This is a genomic window from Aquiflexum lacus (assembly GCF_015476655.1).
In the GTDB taxonomy this organism is placed as follows: domain Bacteria; phylum Bacteroidota; class Bacteroidia; order Cytophagales; family Cyclobacteriaceae; genus Aquiflexum; species Aquiflexum lacus.
Genome location: NZ_JABFHF010000001.1, coordinates 256,283 through 280,607 on the forward strand (window position 1 = coordinate 256,283; position 24,325 = coordinate 280,607).

27 protein-coding genes are annotated in these 24,325 nt (G+C 34.4%); 20 read left to right on the forward strand and 7 right to left on the reverse strand.

Annotated features, from left to right (window positions below):
• Position 1: 1 nt before the first annotated feature.
• On the reverse strand, positions 2-1,903 hold the full coding sequence (locus tag HMJ38_RS01110; RefSeq protein WP_194972526.1) for a TlpA family protein disulfide reductase: 1,902 nt from the start codon (positions 1,901-1,903) through the stop codon (positions 2-4).
• 774 nt (positions 1,904-2,677) lie between these two features.
• On the opposite strand from HMJ38_RS01110, the gene HMJ38_RS01115 reads away from it, so the two are divergent.
• From HMJ38_RS01115 to HMJ38_RS01150, 8 genes are all read left to right on the forward strand, one after another.
• Positions 2,678-2,896, forward strand: coding sequence for a helix-turn-helix domain-containing protein (locus tag HMJ38_RS01115; protein ID WP_194972527.1), 219 nt, complete (start codon positions 2,678-2,680; stop codon positions 2,894-2,896).
• Between the two features lie 342 nt (positions 2,897-3,238).
• Entirely contained in the window at positions 3,239-3,766 is a 528-nt protein-coding gene (locus HMJ38_RS01120; RefSeq protein ID WP_194972528.1) for a hypothetical protein, read from the forward strand.
• A gap of 106 nt (positions 3,767-3,872) precedes the next feature.
• Positions 3,873-4,124, forward strand: coding sequence for a hypothetical protein (locus HMJ38_RS01125; protein ID WP_194972529.1), 252 nt, complete (start codon positions 3,873-3,875; stop codon positions 4,122-4,124).
• Positions 4,125-4,370: 246 nt separating this feature from the next.
• Positions 4,371-4,928 carry a hypothetical protein gene (locus HMJ38_RS01130; RefSeq protein ID WP_194972530.1) on the forward strand — a complete coding sequence of 186 codons (558 nt, stop codon included), beginning with the start codon at positions 4,371-4,373 and terminating at the stop codon, positions 4,926-4,928.
• Between the two features lies 1 nt (position 4,929).
• Complete coding sequence (locus HMJ38_RS01135; protein WP_194972531.1) at positions 4,930-5,508, forward strand: hypothetical protein; 579 nt, start codon at positions 4,930-4,932, stop codon at positions 5,506-5,508.
• Between the two features lie 869 nt (positions 5,509-6,377).
• Entirely contained in the window at positions 6,378-7,223 is an 846-nt protein-coding gene (locus HMJ38_RS01140; protein ID WP_194972532.1) for a hypothetical protein, read from the forward strand.
• Between the two features lie 54 nt (positions 7,224-7,277).
• Entirely contained in the window at positions 7,278-7,607 is a 330-nt protein-coding gene (locus HMJ38_RS01145; protein WP_194972533.1) for an STAS-like domain-containing protein, read from the forward strand.
• Positions 7,608-7,609: 2 nt separating this feature from the next.
• On the forward strand, positions 7,610-8,179 hold the full coding sequence (locus HMJ38_RS01150; RefSeq protein ID WP_194972534.1) for a PIN domain-containing protein: 570 nt from the start codon (positions 7,610-7,612) through the stop codon (positions 8,177-8,179).
• A 72-nt stretch (positions 8,180-8,251) separates the two neighbouring features.
• Here the strand turns inward: HMJ38_RS01150 and HMJ38_RS01155 are convergent, their stop codons facing one another.
• From HMJ38_RS01155 to HMJ38_RS01165, 3 genes are all read right to left on the reverse strand, one after another.
• Entirely contained in the window at positions 8,252-8,935 is a 684-nt protein-coding gene (locus HMJ38_RS01155; protein ID WP_194972535.1) for a hypothetical protein, read from the reverse strand.
• 381 nt (positions 8,936-9,316) lie between these two features.
• Positions 9,317-11,191, reverse strand: a complete 1,875-nt coding sequence (locus tag HMJ38_RS01160) for a hypothetical protein (RefSeq protein WP_194972536.1) — start codon at positions 11,189-11,191, stop codon at positions 9,317-9,319.
• A gap of 276 nt (positions 11,192-11,467) precedes the next feature.
• Positions 11,468-13,258 carry an SMEK domain-containing protein gene (locus HMJ38_RS01165; RefSeq protein WP_194972537.1) on the reverse strand — a complete coding sequence of 597 codons (1,791 nt, stop codon included), beginning with the start codon at positions 13,256-13,258 and terminating at the stop codon, positions 11,468-11,470.
• A 704-nt stretch (positions 13,259-13,962) separates the two neighbouring features.
• Between HMJ38_RS01165 and HMJ38_RS01170 the strand changes: the two genes are divergently transcribed.
• From HMJ38_RS01170 to HMJ38_RS25485, 8 genes are all read left to right on the forward strand, one after another.
• A complete protein-coding gene (locus tag HMJ38_RS01170) occupies positions 13,963-14,232 on the forward strand; it encodes a hypothetical protein (RefSeq protein WP_194972538.1) in 270 nt (89 codons plus the stop codon).
• 239 nt (positions 14,233-14,471) lie between these two features.
• Positions 14,472-15,182, forward strand: coding sequence for a hypothetical protein (locus HMJ38_RS01175; protein WP_194972539.1), 711 nt, complete (start codon positions 14,472-14,474; stop codon positions 15,180-15,182).
• Positions 15,183-15,214: 32 nt separating this feature from the next.
• Positions 15,215-16,081, forward strand: a complete 867-nt coding sequence (locus HMJ38_RS01180) for a hypothetical protein (RefSeq protein ID WP_194972540.1) — start codon at positions 15,215-15,217, stop codon at positions 16,079-16,081.
• Positions 16,082-16,093: 12 nt separating this feature from the next.
• Positions 16,094-16,513 (forward strand): hypothetical protein, encoded by a 420-nt coding sequence (locus tag HMJ38_RS01185; protein WP_194972541.1) that lies wholly within the window; start codon positions 16,094-16,096, stop codon positions 16,511-16,513.
• Positions 16,514-16,831: 318 nt separating this feature from the next.
• The gene (gene map / locus HMJ38_RS01190) at positions 16,832-17,596 is read left to right on the forward strand and encodes a type I methionyl aminopeptidase (protein WP_194972542.1); all 765 of its coding nucleotides are present in this window, start codon (positions 16,832-16,834) and stop codon (positions 17,594-17,596) included.
• Positions 17,597-17,761: 165 nt separating this feature from the next.
• Entirely contained in the window at positions 17,762-18,097 is a 336-nt protein-coding gene (locus HMJ38_RS01195; RefSeq protein WP_194972543.1) for a hypothetical protein, read from the forward strand.
• A gap of 152 nt (positions 18,098-18,249) precedes the next feature.
• Positions 18,250-19,446, forward strand: coding sequence for a hypothetical protein (locus HMJ38_RS01200; protein WP_194972544.1), 1,197 nt, complete (start codon positions 18,250-18,252; stop codon positions 19,444-19,446).
• A gap of 250 nt (positions 19,447-19,696) precedes the next feature.
• The gene (locus HMJ38_RS25485; RefSeq protein WP_262892857.1) at positions 19,697-19,828 is read left to right on the forward strand and encodes a hypothetical protein; all 132 of its coding nucleotides are present in this window, start codon (positions 19,697-19,699) and stop codon (positions 19,826-19,828) included.
• 157 nt (positions 19,829-19,985) lie between these two features.
• Here HMJ38_RS25485 and HMJ38_RS01205 read toward each other — a convergent pair whose 3' ends face one another.
• The 3 genes from HMJ38_RS01205 to erm form a co-directional block, all read right to left on the reverse strand.
• Positions 19,986-20,471, reverse strand: coding sequence for a hypothetical protein (locus HMJ38_RS01205; RefSeq protein ID WP_194972545.1), 486 nt, complete (start codon positions 20,469-20,471; stop codon positions 19,986-19,988).
• A complete protein-coding gene (locus HMJ38_RS01210; RefSeq protein ID WP_194972546.1) occupies positions 20,468-21,073 on the reverse strand; it encodes a hypothetical protein in 606 nt (201 codons plus the stop codon). Before HMJ38_RS01210 ends, HMJ38_RS01205 begins: the two co-directional genes overlap by 4 nt.
• A gap of 435 nt (positions 21,074-21,508) precedes the next feature.
• A complete protein-coding gene (erm, locus tag HMJ38_RS01215; RefSeq protein WP_194972547.1) occupies positions 21,509-22,309 on the reverse strand; it encodes a 23S ribosomal RNA methyltransferase Erm in 801 nt (266 codons plus the stop codon).
• A 327-nt stretch (positions 22,310-22,636) separates the two neighbouring features.
• Between erm and HMJ38_RS01220 the strand changes: the two genes are divergently transcribed.
• The 4 genes from HMJ38_RS01220 to HMJ38_RS01230 all read left to right on the forward strand — a co-directional run bounded on the left by HMJ38_RS01220 (position 22,637) and on the right by HMJ38_RS01230 (position 24,292).
• Positions 22,637-23,107, forward strand: coding sequence for a hypothetical protein (locus HMJ38_RS01220; protein ID WP_194972548.1), 471 nt, complete (start codon positions 22,637-22,639; stop codon positions 23,105-23,107).
• Positions 23,108-23,123: 16 nt separating this feature from the next.
• Positions 23,124-23,249 carry a hypothetical protein gene (locus HMJ38_RS25490; RefSeq protein WP_262892858.1) on the forward strand — a complete coding sequence of 42 codons (126 nt, stop codon included), beginning with the start codon at positions 23,124-23,126 and terminating at the stop codon, positions 23,247-23,249.
• 222 nt (positions 23,250-23,471) lie between these two features.
• Entirely contained in the window at positions 23,472-23,855 is a 384-nt protein-coding gene (locus HMJ38_RS01225; RefSeq protein WP_194972549.1) for a VOC family protein, read from the forward strand.
• The gene (locus HMJ38_RS01230) at positions 23,852-24,292 is read left to right on the forward strand and encodes a DUF1801 domain-containing protein (protein WP_194972550.1); all 441 of its coding nucleotides are present in this window, start codon (positions 23,852-23,854) and stop codon (positions 24,290-24,292) included. The genes HMJ38_RS01225 and HMJ38_RS01230 overlap by 4 nt, the downstream gene beginning before the upstream one ends.
• Positions 24,293-24,325: the final 33 nt, after the last annotated feature.

Genomic DNA, 24,325 nt, shown 5'->3' on the forward strand with positions numbered 1-24,325 from the left:
GTTAGTTTTGGGTTTTTGTGGATTCGATCAGGTTAATAAAACTTTGGACATCCTTAGGAAAATCTCTGGTTTTCACCAACTGCCCATGGGCATTTACCAAATAGACAGTAGGAAAGGACCTTATTTTGTAGTGCTCCAGAAATGGATGTTCAAGGCCTCGGGTATTTAAGTTGATGGCTTGAGGGGAAGTGTATTTTCCGGATTCAATGCTTTTGGCCCATGAAGTAGGATCTTTGTCCACTGATATGGAAACAAATTTTACATCATGGTCATCGTAGTAGTGTTTTTTAAGGGGTGAAATGATCTTGGAGTATAGTTCCAGACATGCCCTGCAGCCCGTAAACCAAAAGTCTAATAGAAGAACTTTCCCTTGGTATTTGTCGAGTATTACTTCATCGCCTTTTAAGTCAAGCAAGATTTCAGAAGAGAGTTTTGAACCGACAGACATATGGTCCAGGATATAGTCTACCTCCTGAATAAGCCAATCGGAGATGAGTTCTGTGTAAAGTGGAGAATCCCTAAATCCAGGCTCTGAAACAATGGAAATATTTTCGATAAGGTACATCCCGATTACTACCTCCTTAATGGCCTGAGGCAATTCAGAAACCTGTTCATAAAATGAGCCTTGATGAACAAGCGTATTAAACCTTGCCAATTCATAGAGGTATTCTGCAAACTCAAATGAATATATTGAGTCACCAAAAAGTTTACCTTCCTCAATGGTATGTGGTAATAGGTCAGCCAATAAACTTGCATTTTCAGGAAAAAACCTTGAATAGGTCAGGGCTTTTTTGGTGGAAGAGGATGCTATTTTTCCATACAGATCTGCTGAAAGTTGTTGATGGATCTCATTTTCAAGTCTATCTGAATATGATTCCATTACTTTCCATGAAGGATTTTGGAATGGTTCCTTTTTCAAAAAATCCCGGATGATATTGATACTTTCCTGGTCTGAACTGATCAGATGTGTCTTTCGAATGGCGTTATCGGCATCGGAAATCTGCTGTACTATACCTTCATTTTCCAAAAAGGATTCTTTGTCTTTCACCCACATTATTGGATTTGCCTCTAGCCTCGCTTGTTCCACAAGATATGTGGTGAGGTATTGGCAGGTGTATTTGTCAGCATAGGGACCATTGAAGAAAACCATGTTTTTATTTCTGTCAATTCTGACTCTAATGGTATCTCCCCGGTAAACTCTCAATCTTTGGATCGGATAATAACCTTCTACCTGTATGGATAATAGCCCACTCTCATGTTGCAGATCGGATGTAAACTGGAAGGTTTTCTTGTTTTTGGTTCCTTCAAAGATCTTTCCCTCCTGAAGTTTAATAGATTTTACTAAACCCTTGGGTATATTATTATTGGAATTCAACAAATTGTGGTGTAGATAAATATTGATAGAATCGACTCGATGATAGGACTCCACTTCCCCATAAATAACCACCGGAGCGGGGTCAAATGAGAGAACTCCGGTGGATTGGGTGAGGGCAACTTTTGGTGCTAATAGGAGGAGGGTTAGAGAGGCGAGAAGCGAGAAGCGGGAGAATAGATTTGAGATGTGAGAGATGAGATATGAGAAACAAGAGACAAGAACCAAAGTCCTGTCCCGAGTATCGGGAAGCCAAGAAGGGAATTGTGAGAATTGAGACTTGGCTCGGGGTAAAAAAGTATGGGATGGTGGAAAGGGGAATTGGAATGTTTGTCTTACTATTATCATGAGGTGGGAGAGGTTTAGGAGTTTGGCGAGGAGGCAGGGGTAGCGGCTGCCGATGTAGGCGACGGCTTTGAGACCTTGGAGGGTGGGGGGTGTTGCCCCCTGCCCGCTAAAGGGGGTGGTTGTTGGATGGCTTCGGTATAGGCATAGGAGTGCCAGGAAGCAGTATTTGATGAATAGCTTCATTGGAGGGAAGTTTAGATATGATGGAAATACAGCCCCTATAGGTGGGAAATTGAACAAAGTACATAGTACTAAGTACCAAGACTTACCATTGCGGCTGGATCAAAAGACTAGATTCGATTTGAGAAGTGCCCTGCTAGCAAAGGGCTCGCCAGTCTTGTATCTTAAGTCTTAAGTCTTTTGTCTTAAAGAAGGGTGGACTGCCGGCCTGAAAAGGGTGTCTTGGTCTACATGTGGGCTTATATGCCGGCCAATCCTGGGAAAATAGGTTCTAAATAGGGTTTTTTGGTTTTCTTTCGAAAATGATGTCGAAGATGGTTGGGGAACTATGGATGTATATTTGTTCAGATTGAATTGGATTTTGGTATTCAAGACCTATCCTATATTTTTCCAAACTGGAAGAGTTTGAATTTGAAATAGTTGTTAGGATCCTTTGCTCCATAATTTATATTAATTAATGATTCAAATTTGAGTCCATTAACAAATGACTTAAAAGACAATACACTTTTTTTAAATGTTCTTTTAATTCGGGGTTACAATCTTGAATTTCGATTTCACTTAAAACTCCCAAAATACTCCTTTGATATGATAAGAGTTCTTCATATCCAGTCAAAGGAATATGAATATGTATTTTCTCATTTTCTTTATCAAAGACTATCATTATTTAAGACTTTCTGTAAATATATTAAGTAATTCTTAACATTACAAATAAATTTATTCTATAATTCTGAAAATGTTTATCGATTGTCTATCTTTATTGAAAGAATTACTGAACAAATGACCAGATTAGGAGAGTTTTTTGCTAAAAAATCTATTAATAAATCCGATGTTGCCAGAAAAACAGGCCTAAGTAAACCAAGGTTAACTGAATTAACTAACAATCCTCAGACGAAACTTAGAGCTGATGAATTGTATCTCATAGCACTTGCAATTGATGTAGATCCTGGAGAACTATTGGAATATGTATGTCAAGGATTAAAATTAAAAAATACCTAACTTTTATCTTATTTTATTGATTAAAAAGAAATGTGTTGAACCAGAATATTATTCCCATATTAGTTCTTCAAACTCGAACCTAAATCCTTCCAGTCTTTGACTTCCCATTTTCCTAAAGTCTTTAATAGCAATTAACAGAAGCTCCGGATTCCGGGCTTTTATTTGATTTATAGAGGCAAATATACCCTGATCAGGGTATTTTTTTTGTGTGTGGGATTTGGTAGGTTTAGGAAATGTTAATTTGGAAATATCCGCAATTCATTGCGACAATAACTAAAAATCAAGAGATATAAGACATAATTGGCGTATATTAAACGTTACAGGCCATAGAGGACTTAGAAGATGATAACTTATGAAGATAGACAAGAGGCAATTGAAGGATTTGCTCGATCACGGAATGCCAATATTCTGGGATTAGCTTACTATAGACCAGACCCTAACGCATTGCAAACACATTGCATTCAGAATGTTTCGAACAAGGTCGATCAAGAAGGAGGAGCTGTTAAGTATGGATGGACTTTCCATCATCGTGTTAATCCTGATTTTGGGGACTACTTATTTGCAACACATCATGCAGTATGGCACAACCCAAATGGAACATTAGTTGACATAACTCCCTTCCATGAAGAAAAGAAGCATCATCCTATTACAACAGGCGGTGATGTATTATTCCTTTTGGACGAAAGTGCAAACCCTATTGAGGTCGGGAACGTGAGACTTCCTTTACCTCTTATTTATTTTCCAATAAAAGCGAACTCTAAAATTCTCGAATACATAAAAAAACTTACTGAACAAGAGATTAATGACTATCGAGTGAACTATGGAATTGACGTGAGGTCAGTGTACGATCAACATCAATATAACACTTAGTTATGAAGTTTGAAGAACTGGAAAAATATAAGCGGAACGGGATGTCCTATTTCAAATAAACGACAAATTTAGAGACAAATGCAATGCTCCGAATGACTGTTCCGGTGTGTACACCATATACAGAATCATTAACAACAAGGAAGAACTGATTTATATTGGATCAAGTGGCCAGCGAACAAAAGATGGCAAAATCAAACACAGAAAAGGAGGAATTTATGACCGGCTTGTCAACGGGTATCATCCAAACAGATTTGGCGAACAAAAAAGGATTAAACGTGCCAACTCATTTCCAAAACAAATGCTGAACGAAGGTCTAAAAACCATTAAGATTTATTGGTGGCTCACTTATGATCATTAGTATTCTGATTTTCCAATGGTTGTTGAACTCGAACTTACCAACCAATATAAAAATGAATTCGGCAGACTCCCTGACTGGCATCAAAACGGCCTGTAACAAACACTATCATCCATAAGCTTACCGAGCTATTTGCAAAGGCTAGTGGGAAGAGATACTTTTATAGATATTTAAAAAGTCCAGCTTACGGATGATAGTTGGACGTTACGTACAATTGAAAAGACGTGACAACGACAAAAAACGACACAAATGGAAAGAATAAACATAGAATATCTAAAGACTGACTCAATTGAAGATGAGTTTGAAATTGAACAATTTTGGATAGACATACGAAAGGAACTATATAAAATTGAGGAAGACAATACACTGTTTTATTTTAATGTTCGCAGAGGACATGCATCCGCTTACATTGGTGAATATGCAGGGATATTTTTTCAAGTTTTAATTGACATAATTCCATTAGCTGATGAAACTTTATCTATTTGGGAAAAAATATCCAATCACATAAAAAGCAAAAGAGATAAAGGTAAGATTGTGAGAGTTCTTAATTTGACTTTGCTTGAAAATCTGTGCAGATATGACTTAATCAATCACAAGGGAGTTAAGAATGCAGAAATAACAAAATCAGAGAAGCTCGTTGATAAAGGTATCGATAGATATGATTCTGACATAGACTTTCCGTATGAGGAAACTTTGGACAAGGTCAATTGTGCTAATATAACTTTTGAAAGTAAAAAATATAGGTATGTCTATTTAATCGCCTCAGACGGTGATATCACTAATTATGAACGAATAGAAATTCAATAAGATGAAAATAGTATTTATTCCAACTGGACTATCCGATGATTTAATGAATTTCAATCTTTCAGAGATAAATTCGACTGAGCTTGATGAAATACTTGAACAACTTAAATATATTGACAACGAAGTAGAGATAACAGAAACAAATTTTGGAAAAGGTGCTGATTGGATATTATTAGTGGCAACATTAAGTTCTATTGCTTATGTAATATCAGTAGGTGACAAATTAGAAAAGGGAATAGATGGATGGATAAAAATTGGGAAAAGAATTTCTAAGTTGTTTCCTAAAAGTGATAAACTTTACATTGACGAAGACGGTGCAAAAATAATCGCAATTACACACATTGCTGAAAAATACAATTTAACAAACATTGCCTTAAAAGATAGTCAGGTTATATATTTAGCAGACTTTTCGACTTGGTTTAGACAACGTGAAGTGGAGTGTTTTACTTCAAAACCTTTCAACATCTATAATTTTACATTTGATGTGAATGATGAAAGAACCATTATACTAAGTGTAAAGTCAAATGGTGAAATAACCGAACTATTGAATATTGAAAATGACAGACTTGACATACCCTTCTAAAAGAACAACTGTGCATAACATTTAGCCCACTAGAGGAAAGCCCTTGAAAAAAGCCCTGATTGATGCATTCATCTATCAGGGCTTTTTGCTAGTGGCTGTTGACTGACATCCTTATCCATCCGATAAACCCCATATTTCCTGGACGGTGATAACTTCGTAAAGGTGCATCATGAAAAAGATCAACATCGATGAGTATTACGAAGTGTTTAATAGGTGGCAGGCTTCTGGAAAAAGTTAAGCCTCTTTTGCACTGAGGAAGAGGGCATTTCAAAGACAACATTTTATTATTGGTGCAGGAAGTTCAGTTTGGAGGAATCCTCTTCAACCGGTCAATCTTAATTTTCTTTGACCATCCCTGATATTGGTTTTAAAAGAGAGCCAGTTGTGTCAGAATCAATTAGATTTTATAATTTATTATATCACTAAAGGTCAAAAACTGGGCAGTGTTTTTTTTATTTGTTATAGCTGTTGGTCGGATGGATACATTTATTTCTCAGGTGGAATATCACCTTTATTCAATTCTCCCAACCCTTTATCCATATGAATTCTCTGAAACCAACCGACAAGTTGCTCATCAGTAAGTTCTTCACGATCTGAGGTTGGTTCGAAATATGATTGATCTCCATAAAACTAGACTGACTTGGGAGAGAAAAAATTTATATCCATTACTTTTTTCAAAATTTTATTAAAGGCTTTACTAAGATTGGACTTATAAGTCTTTCCTCCATTTTTCCCTCCTGAAAATGAATGAATAGTTTGGTTAAAGATATAAAGCAACTTCAAAAATTAGGTTCATTTAGCTAAGATAAGTTTTTCTATATTTGAACAATTGGAAGGAATATAGAAAGTATAAATACTGAATCAATATTATGAAATCAAATGCTACAGAGAAGTATACTGTTGAAGGTCGGTTGATTTCGGGTCCTCCAGCTTTAAGAAAACTGTACGATATATTTGATTATTATAGGGGAAAGACCTCTTTGGATATATTTTTGGATTTTAGTGAGCTAAATTGGATTGACGCAAACCTTTGTGCCATACTTGACTCAATAATCTTTGTATTGAATCGGGATTGGGGACATAGATTCTATATTGATAAGAAGGATATAAATGGGAAATTTGAAATATTTCAAAGAAATGGATTTTTGAAACCATCTGAGAATGGGGAAGTTTTGATTGATAATAGGGAAACAACTGTTAAACTAACACGATTTTTAACAGATAGTGATGGGGAATTTTACGGCTATATAGGTGATTCTTTATTTGGTCACAAAGCTTTTGAGGATATGCCTGAGGTCAAAGCTAATTTGTTGGAACATTTTCTTGAGATTTTCGCAAATATTCAAACCCATGCAAAAACAGAAGACCCAATTTTTGCATGTGGCCAATACTATCCTAAATTATTTCAATTAAAATTCACCTTGGTAGATTTAGGGGTTGGGTTTTTGGATCCAATCTCAAAATTTACAAGAGGAAAAATTAATTCACCTCAAGGAGCGATAGAGTGGGCTCTAATTAAGACCAATAGTACAAAGATAGATGCACCAGGTGGTTTGGGTTTGTCTTATTCGAAAGATTATTGCGATTATCATAAACATGGATTCCAAATAATCACTAATGGACTTTGCTGGACTAATGATGATTGCTTGGTAAATTATTGGTCAGTTCCCAATTTCCCTGGGACAGTAATTAATTTAATTTTTAATTGTAAATAAAACATATTCAGAGATATATAGTATATTGTATAATATTATTAAGTTTGCACTCCAATGATAAAAATCCAAGAAATACTCTCTAAAAATATTGCGATACTTCATTCTGATGGCCTTAAAGTATATAATGCATTGACTGAGGAATTCGCTTTGCGAAATGAATTTTCATTGAGCTTTGAATCAATAGAAACATGTACTACAGCATTTTTAAATGCTTCTATTGGGAAACTTCTTTTAAACGCACCGGAATCTGTAAAAAAAATGAAGATCATTGAAGCCAGTGAAGATATTCTAAAAAAAATTGAGTGGGTAAAGGAAAATGCTTTAAATGAAGCTAAAAGGCATGCAAGGGAAGAATCAATGATTGAGTATCTTGAAAATGCTTAATTATGAGGAAAGGATTTTTTAAACTTTCTGAAGAGACAATCGATATAGAAAAGAAATACTTCCTAGATGCTAATGTTTGGATTTTTGCTTTAGGAAATCCACCTGGACCAAATACTAATGGTGTACAATACATTAAATTTTTAGATTCTTTAATTGAAAATGAATCTCCTATTTATTGTCATACAATTTTGATCTCAGAAGTCTTCAATGCTTTGATGCGAATTGCTTTTTCTGATTATTTGAAGATGGAAGAATTGAAAACAGGAACTAAACCAAAATTGGATTTTAAGAAAGATTTTAGAGGGATGGAAGAATATTCCAATACCTTTAAAAGATTTCAATCTGACTTTCAGGCTTATTTACCTTATTTCAAAATTATTGACAAGGAGTATGAATACGAGTTAGGTTATCTAATTAAAAATTTACCAGTTAGTTCTGATTTCAATGATTATTTATATTATGAGATGGCATTGGATCAAGGATTATCCATTGTGACTGATGATGGAGATTTTAATTATTCTGGAATAGAAATTATTACAGAAAACAGAAGTCTGCTTGGATTAAGTTTATAATACTTTTGGTTCAACAAATAAGGAGTTTTATATTGGTATCAGAAGTATTTTGAGCCGATAGTCTTTAATTTTTTAATGAGAAATTTTATTCTCATATTCCCAAAAAATAGCATCTAATTTTAGTGACAACTTGTAAGGAATGTCAAACTCATCCAGATCCTGATTACCTACTTTAACGAAAATTTCATCCTTTATTTGGTTATAGATGTCTATAATGGTCTTAGTTTTTTGTTTTATGGAATCTATGGATTGCTTACTGATGTAGTGATCAACTTTAAGTTTATTTGTAGGGAAATTTAATTCATTATAGTTTAAATTCATCTCTGCTAAATCTTCATTTGGATTAGCACATTTGAAACCAATTGATTTAGCCAAGTTGATAGAGGCTTTGAAATTCCTTGGTCCAATTCCTCTGCTAATTGAAATATTAATAGGATACTCAATAGGATGCAGCTCTTTCCCCCAAATGAAAGGAATAATATATTCCTTTAGGGCTTTTGATAAATATCCTTTCCTCCTTTCTTCAAATAAAGTGTACCAATGTAAATTGTTGAATCCACAAACAGCTGCAACATACTTGCCAAGATCATTCTTGATCAGGAAAAAAAACTGAGACTTGTAGGTGAATCCATTCTTTTGGTAAATCCAAACCTTGGCAAATTCTATATTACCACCTATTGAGCTTTTAAAGACAAGATTTTTACCCTTCCCTTTATTCAGGTTTCTAAGCAAATCTCTAATAGTTTCGTCTCTCATATTATTGTATATTATTTTGACTTCGCTTGAATTTGAATTGATACATTGATATGAATGTATTCATTAAGGTCAAGTTGCATTGATAATAAATACTGTATTTTATCGTGACAAAGTGAAATCTAAATTGCACCCCTAAGTTATAAGACTTCTTATGTTTAATTAAATAAATTTCCGCAACTCAATCTCCGGTATTTCATCATAAGTTTTACCATTGAGTTCCCTTCGAGCTTTTTTCTTGTACTTACCTCCTCATTGCTTGAAGAAAAATGCCACATTTTGACACCTGGTGTCCCAAATTATTTTTTGACTGAAGAGATAACCAACTTTTGATTTTTGATTGCGGTTTTATAGCTAATCAAAGAGTTTTTCCTTAGATATTTCTCAATCTTCTGTTTCAATAAACTGTTCAATCTCCGAAGAAAGAGAAATTGACAAGTGGTTTAGTAATACAATAAAAATCTTTTTAATCCTCTTGTGCGGAATGGTTTTTTCAATTAAAGGAAAACCCCTATTTAAAAGGTGTTCGGAATGTTGAAATGCCTTAGGATCATTTTTGAACTTTAGTTTCCAAAAATTTTCAAAATAAGGAATCACTTGAAAATTATAAAATGATTTAAAAGTCACCCTGTAGATTTTATCCAGAGTAATTAGATTAGCAAGATGGATGTTTGCTGCCTCTGTAGGACTGGAAAATGTGCTTAACAAGAAACAGCCTATTTTATGGATTAAATCTTTGTTTGAACTTGTGATTTTTCCATGAACCTCCATAAAACCATTAAAGTCCATTCCGTGAACTAAGATATTTTCAAATACCGATTTTGCATAGGCAAACTCCTCTGGGTCAAATATATTGTAGTTCCCGGAATGAAAGACTGCATCGATGTGAGTCTCGTAATCTTCCCTTTTCATCTCTCCGCTTAAAATACTTAGCGAAAAGTCCAATGCTACAGGGAAAAGGATGTACAGATAGATTTCTATGTCTCCGGATAGCAAACCCGCTGCCCTGACCATCTCCCCAATTTCAGTTTCCTCCTGGCTCTCATTGCTATCTTCGACTTTTTTTGCGATTCTTTTATAGAAACTCTGTACCTCTGCGAGCATATTAAAGGCGTGCAAGTACTGCTTGTCGTTAACGGGATAAAAGACGAACTTCTGGATTAAGGCAATAAATCTTGGCTCTTCAAGCAACGAAGTAATCAGCTCTATTGCCTTATACGCCCATTTCCTAGCATTTTCAAAATCCAAAATTTCTTCAAAACCATCGGTAGTGAGAGTAGCCACCATATACTTGCGCTCTTCGAAATAAAAACCTCCTTGAAGCAATGCATCATTATTGCGATAAAAGAATCCTGGCTCTGGAATTACAAATTTTTGATTTTCGCCGAAGTCTATTGGTTTCTGGTAGTTCAGGATCTGCATCACATACATGATTGTGTGGCCAAAGCGGATAATGACCGCTTTATATTCATCGCTGTCAATAAACTCGTCCAGTATTTTTTCATAGCCCTCAGCGAGTAAATAAAGAGCCTCTCTTGTCCTGTTTGTATGGGCCAACCCAACTGCTGTCTCCCCGTAAATTTTGAACCTGTCTATGTTTAGAATTGACTGATTACTCTTAGAAAATTCAAGTGCCCTAGACGATTGGGCTGCTGAAATTTCCTTATCACGGTCAAAAAATACCTGCATTGCAGCGATTAAATAGTCTAGTTTCTCAATATAGAAAAATGGCAATTCGGTTTCCCTAAGGGGGGATAGATAATCGAAAGCAAGCTGCCTTTCTCCTTTATTTAGGCACAATGCACCAAGTTCCGCCCTTACTAGATAAAAATATATGCGTGACATTTCCAATTGTGCCTGATAACTTTCCACTAAGAGAATAGCTCTTTTTAGGTCATTATTTTTCTCCACCATGTATTTAATCAAATACTTTAACGAATAGGCAAATATCAAATACATTTTTTTTTCTATACCAATATTAAGAAGAAGTTTAAGAGTTTCCTCAGGACTTTCCGAAGCCGAGTTTGCAGCAATTACATTTCGGTAGATGGATGCCGCTGCCATAACATACGCTTCATTGCTTTCTGGATCAGTAATACTCTCTGGGTAGCTTGGGGCAAGTTTTTCTGCCCAGGATTGGAATTCGTCAAAAGAGCTAAGCTGAGCAAATATCATCCAAATTCCATTCAATAGATTGTCATCTAGTAATACCTTACCGTTTTCTTTAAGTATTTTTGTAAAAGCTTCATTTGATTTCATTTTGATCTCATCATGCTGAATCTGAGTAAGTTCATCCATCGCCTTCAGAGGATGTCGTGTGAAATCGATCTGGAACAGAGCAGTATTGGCCAGATACCTGTCCATAAGCCCGGTATCTTCCTCACTTAGGATCGAGATCAGATCCTCCCTTAAGAATTTGAGTTCCTTGTCCCTGTCCTTGGCGAGTTGGATTTGTCCCACTCGAATTTGCACCTTGAAATGTGGAATGATTTCTTTTGGTAACGGGGTATGGAACCAATGTATATTAAGGCTCCATTAAAAGAACAGTTCAGGTGATTTGGCAAAGGCTTGCAGCAGTTTGATTAATACCATTGCTGCATTATTAAAATCATTTGCAAACGAATAATAAAGGATTGCAGAAGATGCTTGAATTGGGGAGACAGGATTGACACAAAGGACATTTTTGGCAAGAGCAAGGTAAACTCCTTTTTTTACTTCCAGATTTACATTATCATCTAAATGTTTAATGAGTGGGGAGACAAAATACTTTCCATAGCAATTTTGATGGAGCCATAAATCAGAAAGCTCGTTCAGCCTTTCACCAACTCTATCGATCGCAGGTTCAATTTGAGCAACTTCATATACAATTGTTCCTGAAAAACTTCCTATGATGTATTTCAACCTGTATAGTAGTTCTACCGTTTTTTTGTCAGATGTTTCCCGAAGGAGTTTTCCATAAGTTGCCTTGTCGGTGGATGGATCAAATTTTCCCGAGAATATTGCGATTAGCTCTTCATCATTAATCTTCCAATTTCTTTCTTTGAGGTATTTTGCCGCCGACCGGATCAGCAAAGGGTGCCCCTGTGTTGAGCTAGTTATCTGTCCACTAAGAACATCAGTGATTTCCGGACTTGCTCCATAGGTCTTTAGTAATTGCGCAGTTTCGTCAGGTAAAAACGGAGGTATATTTTTAGAGACGACTCTCAGTCCATATTTGTAAGTAAATATTTCTGGTGCAGAAAAATTAGAAGTCACCAACACTCTGTGGCCTGATGCTTCAAGTTCTGACAGAAAAAATAAAATCTGGTCCTCATACGCTTCAATTTGACTAAATTGTACCACATCGTTAAGAACCAGTAATGTCTCCTCTGGCAAAGCAGCAATCAAGTCCACTACCATCTGCCTAAAATTCGGTTTCCTTCGAATATTTAGAAATGAACTTAAGGAGTTCAGCAAATGGTCGACAAGTTGATTCTCTGTGATGGCTCTGCATTCCAGCCAGATTGCATTTTTGCGGTTCTTCTGGCATACCGAGACAGCAATACTAGTTTTTCCAGTAGAAAACGGCCCTTTAACCCAAAGAATACTGTTTTCAGCTAACAAAGAAAGGTATTCTTTGATTAGAGATTCTCTTGGCACGAGGCTCTTAATGACAGGTAGCTGGAGGTCTATATCAGCATAGTCGTAGGAAGTTCCGAAATTACTCATTGAACCTTTTTCAATGGACATTTCCATCATTTGAGTTAAAACCTTGATCTCCTTAGCTTGTTCCTTTATAATATGTGAAGGAAATTTTGGATATAACTCCTTCTCCAGAAGTCCTTTGATTTTATTAAACTTGATCAAGTCTCCTTCAGTTTTATAAATAGCCTTGATTTTTTTTATAATATCTTGGGGATAGATGATGTCCCTTTCAGGATCAAACGATGGTAGGATCTTAGTCGGATCCATTTTTTTGGTGAACGTGACTTTTCCCTCTAGCTTCAAAATCATGAACTTTATTCCGCAATCGAATACTTTTTCGTAGCCGTACTTGATCACAGTCTGAAGATCTTTGATCACCTTTTGACGGTCTATCCTAGAGGTAATTTGGAAGGCGATTTTTGCGATATCCTTGTCGCCAATGTCAAGTCCAGGAAAATTAGGGTTCTCCTCGTCATTAAGATCTACCAGCTCATAGCCATAGACCATATTGAGCAGTTGTCTACAAAAGTCCTCTGAAACTTTGTTGATATCAAAATAAAATTCAGCATTGGCAAGAGAGATATCATTGAGCCAAATTCCGATCAGCTTTCTTATCTGTCTCAATTCCTCTTGCTCATTCATAATTATGTTTTATAAGTTTTTTCAAAACTATTGATAAATGGAACTTGAAAAATTGAATTTCTTAAGTTCAAATAAATTTAACCACCTTTTTTCATAATTATTAAATCGAATTTCTAAATCAGTTGGTAAGTGAGGAGAATTTGAGGCTAAACTTATATTGATAATCTTGCCACGAATAATTTCAATTATTTCTGTGGAATTGACCTTTCCGATTTGGAAATTAAGGCGTATAAACTTTAACTCATTTGAAGGGTATTCTAAAGGATTCAAAATCATTAATTTAAAGGTAATGGATTAGTTGGAATTAAATTAAAGAAAAGTTTAGGACTATAAAAATACCGTATTTAGGGTATTTTAATAAAAGAAGGGCAAAATCTCCAGTTTTAATGGAGGGAAATTGAAATATTGTTTATTGATGGAGTTTTAAGTTTTCGGGTTGTGATAAGTATCAAAAAACATCCCAGTTTCTAGGATGGAAAGAGTAGGAGAGGAGTGATTCCATAAAATGATTTTTTCGATATGCTAAGACTCCATCAGATGGAAAGCTCAATCCAGAGGAGGGCTATTAATCCTAATACCAAGAATTCTAAAACAATAAAACTGTTCCTATTTTAATAATCAATTGATATATTTCTTCCATTGACAGCGCAGCACTAAGGGAATTAGTAAGGGATTATCAACTTGGACTAAGGGATGATATTGAAGTGCTGGAATCCTATTTCAATCATATTTGGTATTTCATCGATGGTGATGGATATGAACTAACCCTATTGTATGGCAAAGGAATTTATGCCATCTTATACCATCACCGGAAGCTGAGGCAGCTTGCCATAGACTTTCTTAGCGAATCCAATCCACTCAGGGACCTTACGCTTTTTGTCAGTGGCTTGGAGGGGCGGTTCGGGATCTTTGTTGAAGAATCTCTTCTCAGGATCCTGGCGGAGTTTGCAGTGGTGGAGGGGAGGGATAATTGAGGGGTTGGAATTAAACCAAATTACTTTTTTTAAAAAATTACTAAAAAATAATTTACTTCAGGATTTTGGAGAGTTCGGGTTATAACAGCAAGGTATAATAAAGATATTATAAATTTATATTTATAAAACCATAACCTATTCTTAATGATGCGTTTTATTTAAAAAAAAAATCTTATTATTTTTAAAATATATATTGAATTTTGGTAATTTAACCTTGATTTTTAAATATTATTTCTTTTATGGCCTCTATCAAAATAAATCCAAATACTCCAATTATAAGAGATAGAAATACAACTGTCATTATATTATCTTTTTGGTTGATGCGTAGGATTGTTGGAATTTTAGGTTTAAGTATTGTAATATTATTGCCATTGGTATCGCTTCTATTCAAGCAATGTTATACAGTTCAGGAATCAATTAGCCATTATTATTATACCATTTCAGGGGATGTTTTTGTAGGACTTGTTTGTGCAGTTGCTTTTTTTCTTATTTTATATCCAGGGGAAGGCAGATTAGAGGATATTTGGACGAATATAGCTGGCTTATGCGCTTTAGGAGTTGCCTTTTTTCCCACTAGTTATCATCAACAAAATACCACTTGTACGGAATTTTCTTTTATATACCCTGAATGGGTATCAACGATCCATTTACTCTCGGCAGGTGCATTTTTTATTATCCTCGGTGGAGTAGCATTCTTTCAATTTCCAAGAATCACAGCACCTAATGAAAATAAAAATAAACGTAAATCAAGAAATAGATTTTACCGTGTTTGCGGTATAATAATGTGGCTGTGTATCCTAACTCTTATTCCCATGACTTTTTTAGATAACTATAGTGATTTTCTATCAAAACATAAAATTGTATTTATAGTTGAAGTGGTTGCATTAGTGGCATTTGGAATGTGCTGGTTGATTAAAGGCGTTGTTTTAGAATTGAAAATTACAAAATAAAAAAAGACCCCTTCATAATCTAAACCAGATACATGAGAAAATTCGCTTTCATATTATTGATTCTCCTAATTGGGACGACTTCATTTTTCTTTTTTAAAGATATTCAGAATGATAATGAACAGACATATAATTATCCGGCTGATGAACAGGACACTTTATTTTGCTTTCCAAAAACAGAATATTTAATTGACATAAATGATTTTAAGCAACGACAATTTCAATGTAATATTTGGTTGAAAGACCTATCATTTCCGTGCCTTGACAGAGAAAAATCATATATAGATAGTGCTAGGTTTGGAAGTTTATTATTAAGGTCTTACATTTTTGACAGTTCTATTGAATATTCAAACAAAGTAGACTGGATTGCTACTTTTTTGGAAAATAAAGAAGGTGAATATGTTTATAAACTCCCACCTTTAATTGAAACTGTTACATCAAAAACCATCCTATGGACACCAAATAAAGAAACATCAATTTTTTATCCTTTTGATTCCTATAAATTCCATTTAAGTTTTGAAGAACAAGCTTCTTACTCTGGTATTGTAACAAACATAGATCCCGAAAAAATTACTATTACCTGTAAAGTACCTAATTTTATCATAACTAAAGATTCTGGATATGATTTCAACCTTAGCAGATCATGGACATTTAAGATTATCACACTTGTTTTTGTGATTTTGGTGAGTTTTTATACCATTTATTTGTGGTCTAAAAAATCAAAAACTGATGTTTTAGCCCAAAGTATTGGACTATTCACTGGAGTTTGGTCAATCAGAACCATTATAAGTTCAGATGCACCGATTTTCCCTACTGTTATTGATTACTTTACTTTAATTGTATTTGTTGCCTTAGGCACATTGTTGATTTTCAAAACTGTCGAAAAGAATACGAGTAATTGAAATTTAGCTCACTTGAAAAAAAATATGTTCAATGCTCTGATTGATGATTTCATCAACAAGGGCTTTACCTTAGAGATAAATGGAGAAAATTCTTCCATGGACAACGCTACACTTAGGGAATTAGTAAGAGATTGTCAACTTGGGCTAAGGGATGAAATCGATGTGCTGGAATCCTATTTCAATCAAGTTTGGTATTTCATCGATGGTGAAGGATATGAACTTACCCTATTGTATGGTAAGGGAATCTATGCCATCTCATACCATCACCGGAGGTTGAGGCAAGTTGCCATTGATTTTCTGAGCGAATCCAATCCACTCATGGACCTTACGCTTTTTGTGGGTGGTTTGGAAGAGCAGTTTGGGATAGCTGTTGAAGAATTTCTTCCAAGGATTTTGGCGGAGTTTGCATTGGTGGAGGGGAGGGATAATTGAAAGGGTAGGTACTGAAAAAAACCGGTTGCAGAGATCAAAAGGCATGGTCATTTTAAATCTCAGAAAATCATCAAATTTGAACTAGCCTTTCTTTTGTGGAGTACCCTGTTGGAGATTTACGCTTTAAAATTTTCTAAAAAGGGTTACGGATTTGGCAAAAGATACCACTTAGTTGGCATCTTTTGTTTGAGGTGGAATTGTTAGGTTTAGTGAACCTAGCTTATTTGTTTCTGTTTAAATAAAAATAGTCTGGTTTTTCCGGACAAATTTATTAGCGGTGAGGCTTAATAACATACAACCTAAGAATAAATAAGCGATATGTCAATAACAAAAGAAAGTGAATTAGTAGCCATGAAAAAGGCAAGTGACGTTGTGGCCTACACCTTAAAGGAAATGATAAAATTTGCTAAACCAGGCATGACTACTAAAAAACTGGATGATTATGGAGCAGATATTTTAAAAAGCTATGGAGCAAAGTCTGCACCTTACGAAACATACAATTTTCCAGGTTGGACATGTATCAGTGTAGATAATGAATTTTGTCACGGTATCCCATCAAATAAAAGAATTTTAAAAGAAGGTGATTTAATAAATATAGATGTGTCAGCAGAACTTGAAGGATATTGGTCTGACAATGGTGGCTCATTTGTCCTTGGAGAGGATATTCATCAACATCAAAAATTAGTTGACGCATCTAAAGAAATATTAAAAAAGGCAATAAATAATATTAAAGGAGGAGTAAAAATAGCTGACATAGGGCATCTTATGGAAACCGAAGCTAAAAAGAGAGGGTATAAAGTTGTTAAAAATTTGGGAGGGCACGGAATCGGAAGAAGTTTACACGAGCAACCGGACGAGTTACTAAATTATAAAAACAGATTTGACCATAGACGGTTTAAAAAGAACTCTGTTGTGGCAATTGAGACTTTTATTTCAACTTTGTCCTCATACACGGTTGAACTTAATGACGGCTGGACAATGGTTGGTAACAAAGGTGGCTTTATGGCGCAGCACGAGCATACAATTGTCATAACGGACGGACATCCGATTATCCTAACAGAGAACAATGAGATTTTTAACTGAAAAGGGCAAAAAAATAAAGCCGAACCGTTAATGATGTATATAGCCATCAAGCAGGATCTTTAGAAGTAGTTGTTTAATCTAGGGGAGGGTTGTTATTAAAAATGCCGGGAATTCTAAATAAAGAAAACAGTTCCTATCTTAAAAATCAATTGATATATTTCTTCCATGGACAGCGCAGCACTTAGGGAATTAGTAAGGGATTATCAATTTGGACTAAGGGATGATATCGAAGTGCTGGAATCCTATTTCAATCATGTTTGGTGTTTTATAGATGGAGATGGGTATGAGTTTACCCTTTTGTATGGCAAGGGTATCTATGCTATCTTATACCATCACCGGAAGTCGAGGCAGGTTGCCATAGACTTTCTGTCCGAGTCCAATCCACTCAGGGACCTTACGCTTTTTGTGGGTGGCTTGGAGGGACGGTTCGGGATATCTGTTGAAGATTTTCTACCTAGGATACTGGCAGAGTTTGCACAGGTGGAGGGGAGGGATAATTGAGGGGGTAGGAATAAAAACCTAAAAATATTATTTTAACCAGCTTTAAATTTTAATTTTTTGGTAAAAAATACCGTGAATAGGGTATTTTTTGTTTTATTTTCTTTGATTAATTTTCTAACCAATTCATTGATTTACTTTAAAAAATATTAATTATGAAAAGATTTTCAATAATATTTTTCCTATTCACATTCATTGCTTCTTCATTTGCTCAAACTGAAATTAGTAAAATCTATCTTAGAATAGATGAATTAGAAAAAAAGGAATTATTAGAAAATAAATCTAAAAAAATTAATCACCTAAAAACACCTTTTAAAATAACAGCTGTTACAATACATGTCGAAGAAGGGGTGATAAAAAGGATGTTTGTTGAAACTGATAACCCTATTGATTATAGATTTGAAAATGAAAAGATTATCTCTTTGAAGCACCTTAACCAAGGAAGGTTAGAAGATTTTTTTTATAACGTAAGGCAAAGTAAATCTGAATTAAGTACTGGAATCCAGTTAAGAGATTTTTTGTATTATGATAATTTATCTAAAAATAATTTAATTCCTGATGATGTAACATTTACTCTCACGAAAGAAAGCTCTTCACATACTTTTCAAAAAGGAGGTAGTTTAAATATAGATTTAAGAGTCTATACAGACTTAATGGCTACCATTTTTAATGAACCAAATGGATTAATCATGACTGAAGGTGAATTCAAAATAACACTAAACACTCAAAATTTACCAAATTCTAATTCGATATTCTTTAATTATATTAATCCCTATTTCCAAATTTCTAGATTTGATAATGAATTTCAGGATGTCATTTTTGAAAATGATAGAATCACAAATAGGATGGAGCTAATCCAAAAAAGACCATTAACATTTGGAACCAATTTTAACTTCTTTGAAACTAAATATTTATCTGGTTCTAAGCTAGGTGTTAGTTTTGGATACGAGTATTATTTATCATCTTTAAATACACTTACCCCAGAAAATACTATTGAAAGTGAAAATAGAATAAGAATTAATTCACATATTGGTATGGTAGAGACCTATTTGGATTTCAGAATATCAGATTTTACAATTTTTAGAATAAATCCAAGCTTACAAAGACATTCAATAAATAGGACATTAAATTTAGCAAGATTTAATGAAGACCCAGAATTTAACAACATTACGTTAGTAAGAAACAAGATTGAATTAATTCATGGTTTAGGTCAAAAGTTAGAAGATCGACTTTTCATAAGATTTTATCAATTCTTTAATTTAACAAATAAAGGAAATGATTTTGTTCAGTTTCAAGTCGGGTATTCAAAAGCAATCTCAGGAATTAAATCATCAATACTACCTCCTACTTAGTAATAGATATCCAACCTCCATTAAATTGTATATTTTGAATTCTTTAAAAAGTTCAAAAATCCGTTACTTCAGCTAATTTGGCAATAAATTTTCCTGAGAAAGTATGGGTATCCATCCGACAGTCCCGGAGTCGGAGATAGGTTAATTTATTTAGACAGGTATTCTTCCCAGTCTGAGGGTAGGTGCTGATAAAGGTCTTTTTTGTTTATGGCTTTGGACTCTTTCGAACCCGTCATTAAGATAGTCAAATATGTTTATTTTATGGTTTTCGCAGGTTGCCTTGACGGAGTCTGCGGCAGCGATCATTTCCCCTGTTCTTAATGATCCGGCAAAAAGGAATGCTTTTCTGCAGATGGTCAAAAAGGAATATGCTGCAAGGTGAAATTTTAAGGATACCCAAAATGAACTTCAACTAATTTTAGCAGGACCTGAAAATGGAGAACTAAGAATAAACGGGACTTTCTTCACGGTCTGACGTTGGTGTCAATTTTCAGTTGTTTTATACTATTTAGCGCATTAAAAAATATAATGTGTATTCATTACGGACAATTCCCCTTTGATGTATTTGCGGCAAACCACTTTTTTGTATTCGCCATCATTGCACACTTTAATACAGCAGCATAATAATCTGGTGCAGTTATTTCTTCGCACTCTCGGTTTGCAGGTCTATCATTAATTCTCTTACAACAATAGGAATCTTCATTAGGATCATTTTCAAAATCAAAATCTACATTGCCTTCGTCAGAAGAAGTAAAAGAACCACTTTCATAACCCCCATCAAATTCAAATCCTGCTAAAACTTTAAATTTAATTTTTAAAATTACTTCAAATTTCTTAACCTGGTCGTTACCTAAAATTAAGAATCGTTGCCCTTTTCTTCCGTATGAATCTGACACAACATTTGTCTTTTCGAATACAAATTTTCGATTAACTAAAAATTCATTTACAATTTCTAGTTCTGAAGTTTTTGTAGAATATGTATTTAAAGAGAGATTGTCCTTGAATAAGTTTGGAATAATTATCATGGTAATATTTGATTTTGAATGACAGTCATTATTCGTTGAAAGCAAACTATAGCAATTATTATTGCAGCACTAATATATAAAATAGTACAACAGACTAACGGGAATGTTATTTTCTTATTGACACTTATCCATTGATTTTCCAAATATCTAGTCAAACAACCAGGGAACAAATTATCAACCAAAGCATTTAGTTCTAATTGCTTTTGTAGTTTTGTTTTCTCATCACTAGCTGAATCAGTTTGCCTCATTAGATTAATGATTTTGTATCTTGACTCTTCTTGAGCATCGTCTAAATTTGCTAAAACAATTTCCTTTTTTTTATCAGGAAGATAATCAGCTAATTTTAACCTACGCCTTTCAATAAAAGCTTCCATATTTTTGAAATCTTTTATTTCTGTAGGAGCAGTAGATCGATAAAGAATAAACATAATTAACAACGCTACGCTAGAATAAAAAATCTCGTAAAAGCTATTTCCCAACTTTAATTTTTTATTATATAGGCCTAAGAAATCGATTGCAATTGGTAATCCAATTAATACAAAATTGGAAACCTTTATTATTGGGTCGCTATAGACAGATTTGATATTTTTCCAGCGTAACATTCTTATTGTTGTGAATGTGTTATCTAAAATAAATATTATTTATTTCAATTTAAAGTTATTTTCGTTTACAAATTTAACCATTATTGAATTATCTCTGGGAACCAAAGGTTTAATGATCATAATTACTTCAGCCAACAACTAAGTATTTGTGCGGATTGTAAAGCCACTTAATAAAACGCTGCCAGCCCTCCGCAAGACTGGTCATATTGCCAGCTCCATTTTTTTTTAGGAATCGGTGAGGAGCCTTTGGCTGATTGAGGATTTCAGTGTTTTTTTTGGAGTAAAAAAAGTGCGAAATACAACTTTCGGTCCTGTAAGGCTTTCCAAAGATGAATTGACCGCAAAATGGTTAATGAAAATTGAAAAACTTAGTCAAACGAATATGTAAGCCATTGATTTCTTGTCAGAATCCGATCCTGACAAAGCAACATTGAATTAGGATGGATGTCGCTTTTCGGGGACAACTTCCAGCATTTCCAGAAAACAGTTTTTCCATTGACTTGCGGACAAACAAACAATTTGGGCATTAAGGTTTATTCCGAACTTTTCCGCAATTGACCTGACCTGACTTTTTCTGAAAATCGACTTTAGAGCTGTTCTGACAGTTAAATCAGGCTTCTCTAAAAGAATGGAAATAAACGCTAAGTATTTGACTTTAAACTCAAAATCAAATGACGACTGTTTTCTTTTAATGCTTAACAAAGCTGACTTGACAGTTGGTGGAGGTAAGAAACTTTCCGGACTTACCTCATATAGAAGTTTTAAATCAAAGAATGTATGATATAACACTGTATAGGGATTGTAAATCTTGTTAAAAAACAACTTTTGAGTAGGCTCGAACTGAAGGACAATACAGCCTCCTAGAAAATTTTCAAGACTTTCAAACATCAGGATTTTGAAAATATTTGAAGTAATACCAAATGGAATATTTGAGATTACTTTAAAGGGCGATTTGGGAACCTCAAAATTTCTGAAATCACAAGCGACAACTTTAACATTACAGGCATTGGAAAATAGCTTGCGTAAATGTTCAACCAAAGCGGTGTCGTTTTCAATAGCAACAACATTCTTGGCGATTTTCAATAAATGAACAGTAAGAAACCCCTTGCCTGCCCCAATATCTAAAACCGTATCTTGACTATTTATATTTGCTTGTTTTATTGCATCTTCTATTAGCACTTTATCAATAGTAAAGTGCTGACCCGTGAAACGAACGGGCAATTTCTTTTTTGTCATTAATTTATTCTTTCAGGTGAATACTTGAATTCAAATCGTAGAGAAGTGAATAGACAGTATTACCCGACAGAGCAACTAGGACAAAGCAATGCCATCAAAAAAAAGACAGCACTCACAAAGCATAGACTGATTGTCTTGACCAAAAAGATTGATTGGAATTTATTCAGGACTGCCTATCACTTAGATAGAAGTCCATAGTCTGCAAAGACAAAACATAGAGGTATTAATTAAATTTATAAGTCTGCAAAATTAGTAACTTTGCTTGACAAATTACCGAGAAAGAAGAGGAAATGAATGCCTTGTGTTTAATATGATCTAAATAGAAGCATGGAATCAACAGATTTATTAAATGAATACTTGTCAAAGAAAAGTAAGGTGTTTACCTCCTCAAACGGGTTGACATTGGGACAACTGGAAGAGGGGATCTATTCCAGTCATAAGTTCTCAGTTGAGGAGATTGGTTTTGATTATGAATTATTTACCGAACCTGAAAGTCTTCATGAATTTATTGAAAATTATAAGTTGGAGAGTTTGGATAAAATTGATGATATGGGTTACCGGGACATTTGGATCAGGTATCTCAAAAGGGAAGCTGAAATGGAAGTTACCCAATCAGAACTACAGGAAGCGCCCTTGACTTTCAGGTTGTATAAGGGGAAAACAATGATTTATTCGAGGGTTTTACATTTTTATGATGAGGTTAACAGGCACCTGACTTTGCCCGAGGATTTCTTTGACTATTTCCTGCATAATGAAAAAAAATTGAATGTGGCGGTGGAAAATATGTATAGGTATTAAAGGGAAACTGAAGACAATGAAGAATAGATTCGAGATAAATACCAATCCTATTTTATCAGGTATTATTGATCAGATCAAAGCCACTTTAAGGTGTCCAAAATTTAGGGAATACAATAATATCATCGAAAAATACCGTGTTTAGGGTATTTTTTTCATTTATGAAAACCCTAAATTTCAAGAGGGATAGATAATAACCGCTAATGTTTTTTTAAGTCCAGATGCTTTGTAATTTAAATTGAATGCTTGAATTGATTTAATGGTTGGTGTTAGGAAAGTATTCTGAGTTTTTAAAACCAATCTTCTTATTTGCGAAACCTTATGCAGGCAATAAAACCACAACACTGAAACAAATTAAAACTAGGGTATGAAAAACAAATTGACACACTTCGCCATTCACATAGACGATATTGAACGGGCTAAAAAATTCTATGATGGGGTTTTTGATTGGGGTTTTAACTCTTATGGACAAGATGACTTTTTACAAATCAAAGCTGATAAAACTGAAGATGGAGAATTGATTGGAGCAATGCAGTCAAGAAAATATTCACCGGTTTCTGAAAAAATAATTGGATTGGAATGCACTATTGGGGTTGAAAATATAGAAACCATAATTAAAAAGGTTGAGGATAATGGCGGGCAAGTCCTTATGCCAAAGACGGCAATACCCTATGTCGGCTGGATATCAAAGTTTTTAGACACTGAAGGGAATCTATTTTGTGCAATGCAATATGACAATGATGCAATATGACAAAACCAAAAGCAATTCATCCTGACTTTCAGTTTTTCTTGGACTTAAAAGACCAGGAAGTAATTGACCTGTTTAATGATATACGCCAATATATCCTGGATTTATATCCTGACAGCAATGAACTTCTGTATCATACCCACGCCTTGACAGCAGTATTTTCAATTTCAGACAAGCTAACAGATGCATTTTGTATGTTGCCGATCTATTCAAACCACCTGAATTTGGGATTTAATAAAGGGACACTTTTAAAAGATCCTAATAAACTTTTGATAGGAACTGGGAATTTGATAAGGCATGTAGATGTGAAAATGCCATCCGACTACAGAAACCCAAAAGTGAAGGCATTGATTGAAGAAGCAATTGAGTTTGCAATCCGTGATATGGACAAGCCTACAAAATTTACAGGGCAGACAATATCCAAGATAAAATTCAAATAGGGGTACAATGTACATTAAGCAAAATGCATTTCG